We start from the raw sequence: 12,648 nt of genomic DNA on the forward strand, positions 1-12,648 counted from the left end.
GGGGTTATCCCTTCACTGCTCCGGAGGTCAGACCGGCGACGATGCGCCGCTGGAAGATGAGGACCAAGATGACGACGGGGATCGTCACGATCACCGACGCGGCCATGATGTAGGGGACCGGCGACTCGAAGTACGACGCACCCTGGAAGAACGCCAGCGCGGCGGGCACCGTACGTGCGCTGTCGGTCGAGGTCAGCGAGATCGCGAACAGAAAGTCGTTCCAGCAGAAGAAGAACGTCAGGATCGCGGTCGTGAACACCCCTGGTGCGGCGAGCGGGACGATCACCTTGCGGAACGCCTGCCACTGCGTGGCGCCGTCCACCTGCGCGGCATGCTCCATCTCCCACGGGATCTGACGGAAGAACGCCGACATCGTCCAGATCGACAGCGGCAGAGCGAAGGTCAGGTACGGGATGATCAGGCCGAGCCATGTGTCGTAGATGCCGAGCCCGCGCCACATGTCGAACAGCGGGCCCACCAGCGCAGCCTGCGGGAACATCGCGATGCCCAGCGCCAGTGACAACAGCAGCTTCTTGCCCGGGAACTCAAGGCGCGCAATGGCGTACGCGGCGAACATCGCGATGATCACCGAGATGATCGTGGCGATGATCGCGATGCCGATGGAGTTGATTAGCGCCCTGGTGAACAGCGGCTGGCTGAAGATCTGGGCGAAGTTGTCGAGGGTGAAGGTGCTCGGCAAAAACGACGGCTGGCCCGACACGATGTCCGACGGCGGTTTGAACGCCAGGCTGATCATCCACAGCATCGGCACGAAGCTGTAGATGACGATCACGATCCCGGCGATGGTCCACCATTTCGTGCTCTTGGTCACTGGTCACCCCTGACTTGCGAGAGGTCGGTTTTGAAGACCTTGATGAATACCCAGGCGATGGCGACGACGGAGAGGAACAACAGCACCGAGACCGCCGATCCCATACCGAGATTGACCAGTGTCACGTTCTGCCGGTAGGCCAGGAACGAGATCGTCTCGGTGTTGTTCGCGCCCGCCGTCATCACATACGGGTTGTCGAAGATGCGCCACGCGTCGAGCGTGCGGAACAGCAGGGCGACCATGATCGCGGCCTTCATGTTCGGCAGCGTGACCTTCCACAGCCGTTGCCAGGCGGTGGCGCCGTCGACCTTGGCTGCCTCCTGCATGTCCTCGGGAACCTGGACCAGTCCGGCGAGGAGCAGCAACGAGATGAACGGTGTCGTCTTCCAGATCTCCGAGAGGCAGATGACGAAGATGGCCGACCACCGGTCGCCGAACCAGTCGAACTCACTGAGATTCAGCCACTGGTTCACGAAGCCTGAGTCGATCGCGAACGCGTATCGCCAGATGAATGCCGAGACGACGGTGACGATGCCGTAGGGGATCAGGATGGCGGTCCGCAGTGGGCCGCGGCCGCGGACGATGCGCAGCATCACGAATGCGAACCAGAAGCCGAGCACCAATTCGATCGCCACCGTGACGACGGTGATCGCCAAGGTGGTGACGAAGTCGTTCCACCAGATCGGGTCGGTCAGGATGACACCGTAGTTGCTCAGCCCGACGAAGCTGCGCCCTTCCGGATCGGTGAGTCGGAAGTTGTACAGCGACAACACCAGTGCGTAGCCGAGCGGGTAGGCGGTGACGAGAAGCATCACCACGTACGACGGCAGGGTGAGGTAGAGCCCGAGCCTGCGTTCGCCCTTGGCGCGCTCGCTGACCGAGGGTTTACCGGGATCCTTCTGGATGGGAGCGTCGGCGATCGCGGTCACAGCAGCCGCCTCCCCGCCAGCACGTCAGCCATGAACTGGTCTGTCCTTTCCGGTGTTTCGGCATTCACCGAGGCGGGCGGATGCCACGTCTGCTGAATCGCGCCCGAGATGTCGGTGTAGAAGGGCGTGGGTGGCCGCGGGCCGCCGTCGCCGATGGATTCGCGGATCAGGTCGGCGTTCTCGTAGGTCTCCCTGATCTCGGGGTCGTCGTAGGAGGCGGCGTAGGGCGACGGTTCGCTCTCGTCGAGCATGTACTGCGTGGCTTTCGGTTCGGCGTTGATGCACTCGACGAGCGCGATCGCCTGGTCCGGATACTTGGTGTAGGCGCCGATGCCGAGGTTCGCCCCACCCAGTGGCGGCGCGCTGGGACGATCGGCGGACACCCTGGGGTAGCGGGCCCAGCCGATGTCGTCCACCACCTCCTGCGGGAGCGTGCCCTCCTCGGCCGCGCTACGGGCCGCGGCCAGCACGTACGGCCAGTTGACCATGAACATGCCCTGCTCGGACTGGAAGTTGGCGCGGGCCTGCTCCTCCGACGCGTTGGACATGTCGGTGGGAGCCGCGGGGGACCGGCCCAGGTTGCCGACGATCTCGGCGGCCTTCTCTCCGGGCGGGGTGGCCAGCGACGGCTTGGCGTTGCGGCCGGCCTCGACGTCCTCCAGCAGCGCGCCGCCCGCCGAGAGTACGAGTGCGTTGATCAGCACCGTGTAGCCCTCGTAGCGCTGCGCCTGCACGGCGATCTTCTTCTGTTGGCCCACAGCAGCTTTGAGCATCTCGTCCCACGTGAACGTCGGCGAGGCGGGGTCGACCCCGGCCGCGGCGGCAGCCGACTTGCGGTACCAGAGCAGCTGGGCGTTGGATTTGTAGGGCGCGCCGTAGAGCGTGTCTTCCCACATCCCCGTCTCGATGGGCGCCGGGAGCATCCCGGCCGTGAGGCGGCGGGACTCCTCGTCGGTGTAGGGGCGCAGGAACCCTGCGTTGGCGAATTCGGCGGTGAAGACCACGTCCATGCTGACCAGATCGATCGACGAGTCGCCCGCGGCGAGGCGGCGGACCATCTGCTCGCGCTGGGCGGTGGCGGTGCTCGGAAGTGATTCGATGCGTACCTGATAGGCGCCGTCGGAAGCCTCCGCGCACTGCTCGGCGCGTGCGACGGAGCCGCCGTTGTCGGGAAGGATGTACCAGGTCAGCGTCGGAGGTCCACTCTCGCTACCGCAACCGGACAACAGCGACGCGGCGACCAGAGGCGCACTGGCCAGCGCGATTGCGCGACGTCGTCGCCCGCGGGCGAACTGATTTCGTTTCATCACGTCCTCGTCTATGAAGTTTGCCTTCGTGTAAGGAAGTTGTGGTCTCCGAAGAGGGCCACCTGCAGCACATTCACCTACGGTCTGAGTGTGTCACACCTCACAGGTCGGGTGGGGCAGCGGTGTCAGTGCGGCGAGGCGGTAGACCCGCGAATCACCAGGCGGGTGGGCAGGGTCGTCAGCGCGTCGGTGTTCGGGGCGCTCACCGGTGCGGCTTCGCCGACCAGGTGGCGAAGAACTTCACGCGCGGCGATCTGACCTTGATCGCGCACCGGCTGTGCGACAGTCGTCAGGTCGTTCAGGTCGGCAGAAGGGTGGTCGTCCACGCCGATGATCGAGATCTGCTGTGGGACAGAGACTCCGGCGCGCCGAAGAGTGCGAAGTGCGCCAAGGGCGATCTCGTCGGAGTGGCAGAACACCGCAGTGGGCAGCCGCGGTCCGCTCAGTAGCATCTCCATGCCACGCGATCCGCCCTCGATGCTCCACTTCACTGTCACCACGGTGGGATCGCCGAGTCCGGCCTCGCGGATCTGCCGGTGGAAGCCGCTGATCCGCGCTTGATCGGTCGCCCAGGGAATGTCGGTGTCGTCGGCCGCCTGGATCATCGCGATGTCGCGGTGCCCGATGTGGATGAGGTGGCCGACGGCCTGACGGGCGGCGAGCTCGTCGTCTATGCCGATCCACGACCGGTTGCCGCCGGGGTGATGGCCTCCGACGAAAACACTCGGCACGCCGAGCTGATCGATGCGGGTACGTTCGCGCGCGGACAGCGGCAGCGAGACCACCACCACGGCATCGACCTTGCGGCGCAACGGAAGTGCCTCGAAGAACCGGTGTCGCGCAGCCGAATCCGGCAGTGTGCACAACACCAGATCCGTGCCGACGGTGTCGAATTCGTCGGCGATACCGGCCAGGACCGTGGAGTAGAACCACGCATCGATCCGCGGAACCACGACGCCGACGCGGCCGGTGGCTCCGCCCGCGAGTCGGGACGCCTCCGGTGAGACGACATAGGACAGCTCCCGAGCGGCGGTCATGATCCGGTCGCGTGTCGTCGGGGAGACCCCGGGTTCGCCGCGCAGGGCCCGAGACACCGAGGCGATCGACACCCCCGAGTGCCGGGCGACATCGGTCATGTTGACCGTCTGCTTCGGAATCATCAGATGTCGAGCCTAGCTCAGCGTAACTATTTACGTGATGCGATCCGGGATTGACATACCAGTGCCCTGTACCGACTCTGGACACGCAAACGTTTACGCAACCAATTCGCCCTGCCGAGGAGTTCGCCCGTGGCCCCCGAACAGTCGTGGTGGCAGACCGCCGTCGTCTACCAGGTCTATATCCGCAGCTTCGCCGACGGTAACGGCGACGGCATCGGTGACATCGAGGGTCTGCGCGCCAAGCTGGCATACCTCGGCCGCCTCGGTGTCGACGCGATCTGGATCAACCCGTGGTACCCGTCTCCGATGGCCGACGCCGGCTACGACGTGTCCGATTACCGCGACATCGAGCCGTCGTACGGCACCCTGGACGAGGCGCAGTCGTTGATCGCAGAGGCACACGACCTCGGGATCCGGGTCATCCTTGACATCGTCCCCAACCACACGTCCGATCAACACGTCTGGTTCAAAGCGGCGCTCGCCGACGACCCGGGCGCCCGCGATCGTTACCACTTCACATCGGGCAGGGGCGACGACGGCTCCGAGCCGCCGAACAACTGGCAGAGCATCTTCGGCGGCCCGGCATGGACCAGGGTGGCCGACGGCTCCTGGTATCTGCATCTCTTCGCCCCCGAACAGCCAGATCTCAACTGGGATCACCCCGAGGTGCGTGCGGAGTTCGAGGACGTCCTGTCGTTCTGGTTCGAGCGGGGTGTCGACGGCTTCCGCATCGATGTCGCCCACGGTCTGGTCAAAGTGCCGGGCCTGCCCGACGGTGTCGACCCCTCCGTCGACGCGGTGCCGCACTCGATGCTCGTCTTCGGCGACCAGCACCCCGCCTGGGATCAGGACGGCGTTCACGAGGTCTACCGCGGGTGGCGCGCAGTGGCCGACCGTTACACCCCCGAACGCATCTTCATCGCCGAAGCGTGGGTGTCGAGCAACGAGCGCCTGGCCCGCTACCTCCGGCCCGACGAACTGCACACCGCATTCCAGTTCGATTTCCTGCGCTCACCGTGGCGCGCCGAGAAACTCCGCGAAGTCATCGACGACGCGATCGGCTCCGCTGCCTCCGTCGGAGCTCCGCCGACGTGGGTCCTGTCCAATCACGATGTGACGCGTACCGTCACCCGCTTCTCGCGCTCGCAACCCGACCAACTCGTCGAGACCGACTGGGAGCGTGCCCGCTGGGCGCGCGAGGAACCCGACCACGAACTGGGTCGGAAGCGGGCGCGTGCGGCGGCCCTGGTCCAGTTGGCGTTGCCGGGTACCGCCTACGTCTATCAGGGTGAGGAACTCGCCCTCGAAGAGATCGAGGACGTGCCCGACGATCTCCGCCAGGACCCCACCTGGGTGCAGAGCGGCTACACCGATGTCGGTCGTGACGGATGCCGGATCCCGTTGCCGTGGAAGGACACTGCGCCGCCTTACGGTTTCGCCGGGGACCCGGCTGCGGTGACGTGGCTGCCGCAGCCCGATCACTGGGCACCCCACAGTGTGGAGGCGCAGGAGCGCGATTCCGCGTCGACCCTGAGCCTGTACCGCGACGCGCTGGAGCTGCGGCCGACACTGTGGCGCGACGCCGGTGACCTCAAGTGGCTCACGGCGCCCGACGGAGTCGTCGCGTTCGAGCGCGGTGCCTCCCAGTGCTGGGTCAACATCAGCACCGCGGATGTCGATCTGCCGCACGGCGCGGTGGTGGTCCTGGCCTCGGTGCCGGGCGTGGAGACGACGCTGCCGGTCGACACCGCGGTGTGGGTGAGGACCGAGTAGAGGTCTTTGTGCCCTCTACACAGCGCCCGCGGCAGCGCACTCTGGGGGTATGAACGGTCCGTTCCCCGACACCGAGACGCTGATGTCAGCCCTGGCGCTGGCCAACCGGGCACCGTCAGTGCACAACTCACAACCCTGGCGGTGGCGCGTCGGCGAAGAGAGCCTGCACCTGTACGCCGATCCGGCCCTGCTGCTTCCGCACACCGACCCGGCCGGCCGCGATCTCATGCTGAGCTGCGGGGCCGTGCTCAACCACTGCGTGGTGGCACTCGCCGCGCTCGGCTGGCAATCGAAGATCCACCGGTTTCCCGACCCCGCGGACCCGGATCACCTTGCCGCGGTGAGGCTGTACCGATATCCCGCAGCCGAACTCGACATCACGCTGGCCGCCGCAATCCCGCGGCGCCGCACCGACCGCCGTCACTACAGCTCGTGGCCGGTACCGCGCGGAGACATCGCGCTGATGGGTGCGCGTGCCGCCCGTGCCGGCGTCACGCTGCGGCACGTCGACGACGTCACAGGCCTCAAACGGCTCGTCGACGAGGCCGCGCGGCGGCACGGGTCTGATCACGGCTACCTCGCCGAACTCGCGACATGGAGTGGCCGGTACGCGTCCACGGCCGGGGTCCCGGCCAGGAGCGTGCCCGAAAGCGAGGTGGCAGGACCGATTTCGGCGCGGGCATTTGCCGGCGGCGTCTTGCCTCAGACTCCGAACATCGACGCCGCCGACGACAATGCGGCGGTGCTGGCGCTGGGCACCATCGGAGACGGACCGTTGTCGTGGCTGCGGGCGGGGGAGGCGACCAGCCTCGTGCTGCTGACCGCGACCGCGGTGGGGCTGGCGAGCTGCCCCATCACCGAGCCGCTGGAGATCACGGAAACCCGGGAAGGTCTGCGCCGCGACGTGTTCGGGGCCGACGGATATCCCCAGATGTTGTTGCGTGTCGGCTGGGCTCCGGTCAACGCGGATCCGCTTCCGGCCTCGCCGCGGCGCGACCTGACGGAGGTCGTCACGCGAGTGGACGGTTCGCCGCTGCGCTAGTCGCCCCTGCGGGTCCGGTCGAGCTTGGACACGAACACCGCGGCCTGCGTGCGACGTTCCATACCCAGCTTCGAAAGCAGGCGCGACACATAGTTTTTGACCGTCTTCTCGGCAAGGAACATTCGCGCGGCGATCTGCTTGTTGGTCAGACCCTCGCCCAGCAGGTCCAGCAACACCTTCTCCTGGTCGGTGAGGCCGGACAGTGGATCAGAGGGCTGGCCCTCGCCGCGAAGCTTGGCCATCAGGACCGCGGCGGCACGATTGTCCAGCAGAGAACGTCCCGCTCCGACTTCCTTGATCGCCCGGGCCAACTCCATGCCCTTGATGTCCTTGACCACATACCCGCTGGCGCCCGCGAGGATGGCGTCGAGCATCGCCTCGTCGGAGGTGAACGACGTCAGCATCAGACATCTCAGGTCGGGCAACCGGGACAGCAGATCGCGACACAGTTCGATGCCGTTGCCGTCGGGCAGCCGGACGTCGAGCACCGCGACGTCGGGCTGCAGCGCCGGAATCCGCGTCAGTGCCTCGGCCACCGACCCGGCCTCACCCACGACATCGAGTTCGGGGTCGCTGCCGAGCAGGTCGATCAGCCCGCGCCGGACCACCTCGTGGTCGTCTACCAGGAAAACCTTCACCATGTCGGACGTCATACCTCCGGGCCGGCACCGGTCACAGTGCGTGGGGCGTTGCACAGACCAGTATCGAACAGTCGGTGTCGCGGAGTGCGGCATTACCCGGTGCCCCGACGAGCGCGGCGACGCCGCCCGGCCGGTCGCGACCGCTGACGAGAAGCTGGACCGACTCCCCATGGACGGTCAGATAGTCCATGGTGCCGCCGTGCCTTCCGGCCGAGACGATGTCGAGATCCGGGTAGCAGCGCCGCCATTCGGCCAGCCGACGCTCCCACTGCGCCTCCACTTCGGGATAGGCGGGGGCGGGCGTCAGCACCCGCACCGGCGCGTTTCTGCGGCGGGCCTCGTCGAGGCCGTGGTGAAGAACGGCACTGCCTGCCGCGTTGTCGGTCACCTCGACGACGACGACACGATCGCGACGGCGGTGGGGCCGGTGCGTCCTGACGATCGCAACGGGGCAGTGCGCCGACACCGACAGGGCCGCGGCCGTGGCGCCCATCGTGCCCCGGGTGGAATGCCGGAGACCCCGGGCGCCGATACACAGCATCGCGGCGGATCTGGCGGCCTCGCGCAGGGTTCGGACCGGTCTGCCCTGCAGGATCTCCACTTCGATCTTGACCGGACGTTCGGTGGACTCCACCGCGGCCAACGCGTAGCGGATTGCCGTGTCCGCCGTCGCGAGACGGCGCGCCTGATCCTGCGGGTCGATCGTGTCGCGATCCTGATCGTCGATCACGTAGACGAGCCGCAGCGGGATGTCGCGGTCCGTCGCCTCATCGATCGCCCACAGCGCGGCGTCGACGGCAGCCGGGGATCCGTCGATCCCCACGACGACACGCTGCGCCCGGTGGTTCTCTAACATGGTGCACCTCTGTTCATTTCGAACACTTCACGAACGGGTCGGCGCGGCGTGGGAGGCGGCGGGGCGGCCAGTGCAGGCGCGACGCCGACTCGCACGATCACCTGCGGAATCGCGGTGGTTCCCACCAGCGATGCGACGGTGTCGCGACCGCTGGGAACTTCGGTGACGTGGGTGACGGTGCAGGTCGCCAGCCCCGAGATCGTCGCGTCCAGCAGGACCGCGGACAACGCCTCGCCGCATCGCAGTACGCTCTCGCGGGAATCGTCCTCCGTGGACAGCACCAGGATTCCGGCGCGGTCGTCCTCGACCTCGCCGCGTCGTTCGGGGTGGCCGGTGACCGGGAAGGCGCGTCCGACGTCGACCCGGTCACTTTCGGCCGCGGAGATCAGCGCACTTCTCGGGATTCCGTCATCGGCAACGAAATCGGCAGTCCACCAGAATAATTCGGAGTGGTAACCGGAGTCGTACATCCGCATCGTCTCTGCCAGGTGGCAGGCCTCGGACAAGGCCCCGCGCGCGTCGTCTGCGAGCGGGTGGGCTTGCACCGAGGCGCGTTGTGCGGCGTCGCCGAGCGCGCGGGCAAGCCCGTCCCAGTCCTGGGGAGCCGACATCGGCAGTCGGTCGGTGCGGCGCAACAGGATCGCGTCGGCCCGCGCCTTCTGCTGCGCGGTCACCCGCGGTGCGGCGGCGACGTCGACGCAGGCGATGTGCAGCGGGTTGTCCGGGTCGGGGAGGCGCCGGACGACGGTGTCCCACCCGGCCGCGGCCATCGCCACCCGGAAGTGGTCGAGTACGGCCCCGCAGCTGATCAGGGCCTCCCGCCCGGTGCTGTCCGTCGCGCGGATCATGCGACGGGGATCGGCGAACAGATCGACGCCGCGCTCGGTGGCGACCCAGCGCCACGGCTGGCTGTTGTGCAGGGACGGCGCCCGGCAGGCCACCGTCAGCGCGTCCATGATCGTCTCGGTGGGCACCCGCGTCGCCGGCATCCTGACCTCCATTCGGTTCACCACCGACACTGCCCGCCACAGGCCCGGGCCGACAGGGCCAATGGTCCTCAACCGCGCCGCTGTCGTGGTGCACCATGGTGTCGTGGCGCAGATCGAGGGACCGGATTCCGCAGACGGAGCGCGTCCGTTGCGGGCGACACTGTCGCAGCTTCGTCTTCGCGAACTGCTCACCGAGGTGCAGGACCGGGTCGAGCAGATCATCAAGGGCAGGGACCGCCTCGACGGTCTCGTGGATGCCATGTTGGTGGTCACCTCGGGCCTCGAACTCGACGACACCCTCCGCACGATCGTGCACACCGCGATCGACCTCGTCGACGCGCAGTACGGTGCCCTCGGCGTGCGAGGCGCCGGCCATGAGCTCGTCGAGTTCGTCTACGAGGGAATCGACGAGCCGACACGGCGGCGTATCGGCCATCTGCCCGAGGGCCGCGGTGTCCTCGGAGTTCTGCTCGACGACCCCAAACCGATTCGGCTCGAAGACATCTCGATGCACGCGGACTCTGTCGGCTTTCCTTCCGACCACCCGCCGATGCGCACATTCCTCGGGGTTCCCGTCCGCATCCGCGACGAGGTGTACGGAAACCTGTACCTCACCGAGAAGGTCGGTGGGGCTCCCTTCAGCGAGGACGATGAAGTCCTGGTCCAGGCGCTGGCCGCCGCCGCGGGTATCGCGATCGACAACGCCCGGCTCTACGAGCAGTCCCGCGCCCGTCAGTCGTGGATCGCCGCGACCCGCGACATCGGCACCGAGTTGCTGTCGGGGATCGATCCCGCCGGAGTCTTCCGTCGGGTCGCCGACGAGGCGCAGAAGCTCAGCGGCGCGGCGACCACGTTCGTCGCGATCGCCGAGGATCCGGATCAGCCCCGCATCGAGGTGGCCGACCTCACGGTCGTCGCGTCGGCGGGGGAGCCGATCGACGCCGGGCACTCCTCGATACCTGTTGCGGGAACGGCGATCGGCGAGGCGTTCGTCCAGCGCACGCCGGGCAAGTTCGCCGGCTCCGACGTCGGCGCCGGTACCGCGGCCGGCCCCGCGCTCGTGCTTCCCCTGCGGGCGACGGACGTGGTGCCCGGGGTGCTGGTTGCGCTGAGAAACATTGGTGAGCAACCCTTTCGCGACGAAGAGCTGGACATGATGGCGGCCTTCGCCGACCAGGCCGCGTTGGCGTGGCAGCTGGCCAGCACCCAGCACCGGATGCGCGAGCTGAGCATTCTGACCGACAGGGACCGCATCGCCCGCGACCTGCACGACCACGTGATCCAGAGGCTCTTCGCGGTGGGCCTGTCGCTACAGGGCACCTTGGCGCGGGCCAAGTCCGACGAAGTGCGACAACGACTTTCAAGTAGCGTCGACGACCTCCAGGAGGTCATCCAGGAGATTCGGACCACCATCTTCGACCTCCACGGCGGGTCGTCGGGGATCACCAGGCTGCGGCAGCGCATCGACGAGGCCGTCGCGGCGTTTCCCGAGGCGGGGCTGCGGACGTCCGTGCAGTACGTCGGTCCGTTGTCGGTCGTCGACGCGCCGTTGGCAGACCATGCGGAGGCTGTCGTACGCGAAGCGGTCAGCAACTCCGTTCGCCATTCCGGTGCCACCGCGCTGGCGGTCACCGTCACCGTCGACGACGACTTGTCGATCGGCGTGACCGACAACGGCCGGGGAATTGATCCCGACGTCACCGGGAGCGGGTTGGCCAATTTGGCCCGCCGCGCTGCCGAGGCCGGCGGCTCGTTTGCCATCTCCCGGGCCGCCGAGGGCGGAACGACGCTCACGTGGCGCGCCCCGCTGCCGTGACAATCGAGCGCCGCGTGTTCGCTTCACGGATACTTTGGTGCGTTTCGCCAGCGTAAGGCTGTGATGCCCGAGCTGGTCACCGCGCCCGGCCGGTGACGGGATCGCCTCTCCTTCGCAACAGTTGGGTAACGCCGCATCTGTCGCGGCGGCAAATTCTCAAATTATCGGTTCAGTAAGCCCAGTAACTACACGGATGTAATTCGCATGACGCGGACGCAGAAGGACTGGGAGAACATGTCTCGCACGAAAAAGGGCATCGTCGTCGTCATGATGGGCAGCGCGGGATTGTTCTTGAGCGCGCCGCTGCTGGGCCCCGCGGCCAACGCGACACCCACCCGCGGCGGCGTGCCGTGCGTCGGCATTCTCCAGCAAATGGTTTCCCGCCCCGGTGACATCCCGCAGGCGCTCAACGACTCGGCTCGCTCGTTCACCACGCCGGGGCAGCCGCGCCCGCCGGTCGTGGTGCCCCCCGCGAGCACCTCCATTCCTGCGGCCACGCCGCCTGTGCCCGGGACTCCACCGGGTTCGGTCGTCACCCCGTCGTCCGGCTCGACGCCTCCGGTGCCACCCCGGCCCGGGGTGCCCGTGACGACGTCGACCGGTGGCAGCACCCCGCCCGTTCCCCCCGTGCCGGGGTCGCCGGCCGGTACGCCGGTGGGCACTCCCGGAGTCCCCACCCCGCCGGTCCCGGGGGCACCCGCCGCCACCTCGACCGGCGTCGGAACGCCTCCTCTGCCTCCGGTCCCCGGCACGACCGTCGGCACGCCGGTGGGTAATCCCGGGATCCCCGCCCCGCCGACGCCGGGTGTGCCCGTGGTCGGCGACGGCGGCGCCGCGCTGCCGCCGCTTCCGCCCGCCCCGGGCGGTCCCGCCGCGGTCCCCGCGGGTCTCGCACTGCCCCCCGCCCCGGCGGCGCCGAATGCGCCGATCATCGGCGAGGCCGGTGCGGTACCGCCCGTCGGCGGCGCCGTGACGCCACCGGGCGAGCCGGGCGCTCCCGTCGCCGCAGCCGCCGGTGCAGCGGGCCCGGGTGGGTCCGGCATCGGTGGTGGTCCCGGTGGCGGCCCCGCGGGTCTTCCCGGTGCCCCGGTCGAGGGAGCTGCCGGTGCGGTGCCCCCTCCTCCCGCGCCGGTAGCTCCTCTCGCCGCCACAGCGGGCGACGTCCCGCCGCCCCCGCCTCCGATTCCCGGCGCTCCGGTGATCGGCGAGGCCCCAGCGGTGGCGCCTCCTGGTCCTGGTGCTCCGGGTGTGCCGGTGGTGGATGAGGCCGGGGTGGTGGCGCCTCCTGCTCCGGGTGGTCCCG

10 protein-coding genes and 1 pseudogene are annotated in these 12,648 nt (G+C 68.2%); 4 read left to right on the plus strand and 7 right to left on the minus strand.

What is annotated here, in order from left to right:
* Positions 1 to 4 precede the first annotated feature (4 nt).
* From ACAG24_RS27375 to ACAG24_RS27390, 4 genes are all read right to left on the minus strand, one after another.
* Positions 5 to 832: a carbohydrate ABC transporter permease gene (locus ACAG24_RS27375; RefSeq protein ID WP_370475869.1), complete on the minus strand. Its 828-nt coding sequence runs from the start codon at positions 830 to 832 to the stop codon at positions 5 to 7.
* Positions 829 to 1,761 (minus strand): carbohydrate ABC transporter permease, encoded by a 933-nt coding sequence (locus ACAG24_RS27380; RefSeq protein ID WP_370475870.1) that lies wholly within the window; start codon positions 1,759 to 1,761, stop codon positions 829 to 831. The genes ACAG24_RS27375 and ACAG24_RS27380 overlap by 4 nt, the downstream gene beginning before the upstream one ends.
* Entirely contained in the window at positions 1,758 to 3,068 is a 1,311-nt protein-coding gene (locus ACAG24_RS27385) for an extracellular solute-binding protein (RefSeq protein ID WP_370475871.1), read from the minus strand. Before ACAG24_RS27385 ends, ACAG24_RS27380 begins: the two co-directional genes overlap by 4 nt.
* Before the next feature lie 125 nt (positions 3,069 to 3,193).
* Positions 3,194 to 4,228: a LacI family DNA-binding transcriptional regulator gene (locus ACAG24_RS27390; protein ID WP_370475872.1), complete on the minus strand. Its 1,035-nt coding sequence runs from the start codon at positions 4,226 to 4,228 to the stop codon at positions 3,194 to 3,196.
* 129 nt (positions 4,229 to 4,357) lie between these two features.
* Between ACAG24_RS27390 and ACAG24_RS27395 the strand changes: the two genes are divergently transcribed.
* Both ACAG24_RS27395 and ACAG24_RS27400 read left to right on the plus strand, forming a co-directional pair.
* Positions 4,358 to 6,001, plus strand: a complete 1,644-nt coding sequence (locus ACAG24_RS27395; protein ID WP_370475873.1) for a glycoside hydrolase family 13 protein — start codon at positions 4,358 to 4,360, stop codon at positions 5,999 to 6,001.
* Between the two features lie 49 nt (positions 6,002 to 6,050).
* Complete coding sequence (locus tag ACAG24_RS27400; protein WP_370475874.1) at positions 6,051 to 7,043, plus strand: Acg family FMN-binding oxidoreductase; 993 nt, start codon at positions 6,051 to 6,053, stop codon at positions 7,041 to 7,043.
* On the opposite strand, the gene dosR is transcribed toward ACAG24_RS27400, so the two are convergent.
* The 3 genes from dosR to ACAG24_RS27415 are packed head-to-tail and all read right to left on the minus strand — an operon-like array spanning position 7,040 to position 9,529.
* A complete protein-coding gene (gene dosR, locus ACAG24_RS27405; RefSeq protein ID WP_370475875.1) occupies positions 7,040 to 7,684 on the minus strand; it encodes a hypoxia response regulator transcription factor DosR/DevR in 645 nt (214 codons plus the stop codon). The two genes, ACAG24_RS27400 and dosR, sit on opposite strands and share 4 nt — an antisense overlap.
* A 31-nt stretch (positions 7,685 to 7,715) precedes the next feature.
* Entirely contained in the window at positions 7,716 to 8,540 is an 825-nt protein-coding gene (locus ACAG24_RS27410) for a universal stress protein (RefSeq protein WP_370475876.1), read from the minus strand.
* Positions 8,534 to 9,529, minus strand: coding sequence for an Acg family FMN-binding oxidoreductase (locus ACAG24_RS27415; protein ID WP_370475877.1), 996 nt, complete (start codon positions 9,527 to 9,529; stop codon positions 8,534 to 8,536). The genes ACAG24_RS27410 and ACAG24_RS27415 overlap by 7 nt, the downstream gene beginning before the upstream one ends.
* A 61-nt stretch (positions 9,530 to 9,590) precedes the next feature.
* Between ACAG24_RS27415 and ACAG24_RS27420 the strand changes: the two genes are divergently transcribed.
* Both ACAG24_RS27420 and ACAG24_RS27425 read left to right on the plus strand, forming a co-directional pair.
* The gene (locus ACAG24_RS27420) at positions 9,591 to 11,345 is read left to right on the plus strand and encodes a sensor histidine kinase (RefSeq protein ID WP_370475884.1); all 1,755 of its coding nucleotides are present in this window, start codon (positions 9,591 to 9,593) and stop codon (positions 11,343 to 11,345) included.
* Between the two features lie 204 nt (positions 11,346 to 11,549).
* Positions 11,550 to 12,648 (plus strand): annotated as a pseudogene (locus ACAG24_RS27425) (hypothetical protein); the annotation flags it as partial.

The organism is Mycobacterium bulgaricum, assembly GCF_041287165.2.
Classification (GTDB): Bacteria; Actinomycetota; Actinomycetes; order Mycobacteriales; family Mycobacteriaceae; genus Mycobacterium; species Mycobacterium bulgaricum.

What these genes read in the sequence shown, in the direction of transcription:
- ACAG24_RS27415 (WP_370475877.1), bottom strand. Translation starts at nt 9,529, where the DNA reads ATGCCGGCGACGCGGGTGCCCACCGAGACGATCATGGACGCGCTGACG.
- ACAG24_RS27400 (WP_370475874.1), top strand. Translation starts at nt 6,051, where the DNA reads ATGAACGGTCCGTTCCCCGACACCGAGACGCTGATGTCAGCCCTGGCG.
- ACAG24_RS27385 (WP_370475871.1), bottom strand. Translation starts at nt 3,068, where the DNA reads ATGAAACGAAATCAGTTCGCCCGCGGGCGACGACGTCGCGCAATCGCG.
- ACAG24_RS27410 (WP_370475876.1), bottom strand. Translation starts at nt 8,540, where the DNA reads ATGTTAGAGAACCACCGGGCGCAGCGTGTCGTCGTGGGGATCGACGGA.
- ACAG24_RS27420 (WP_370475884.1), top strand. Translation starts at nt 9,591, where the DNA reads ATGGTCCTCAACCGCGCCGCTGTCGTGGTGCACCATGGTGTCGTGGCG.
- dosR (WP_370475875.1), bottom strand. Translation starts at nt 7,684, where the DNA reads ATGGTGAAGGTTTTCCTGGTAGACGACCACGAGGTGGTCCGGCGCGGG.
- ACAG24_RS27390 (WP_370475872.1), bottom strand. Translation starts at nt 4,228, where the DNA reads ATGATTCCGAAGCAGACGGTCAACATGACCGATGTCGCCCGGCACTCG.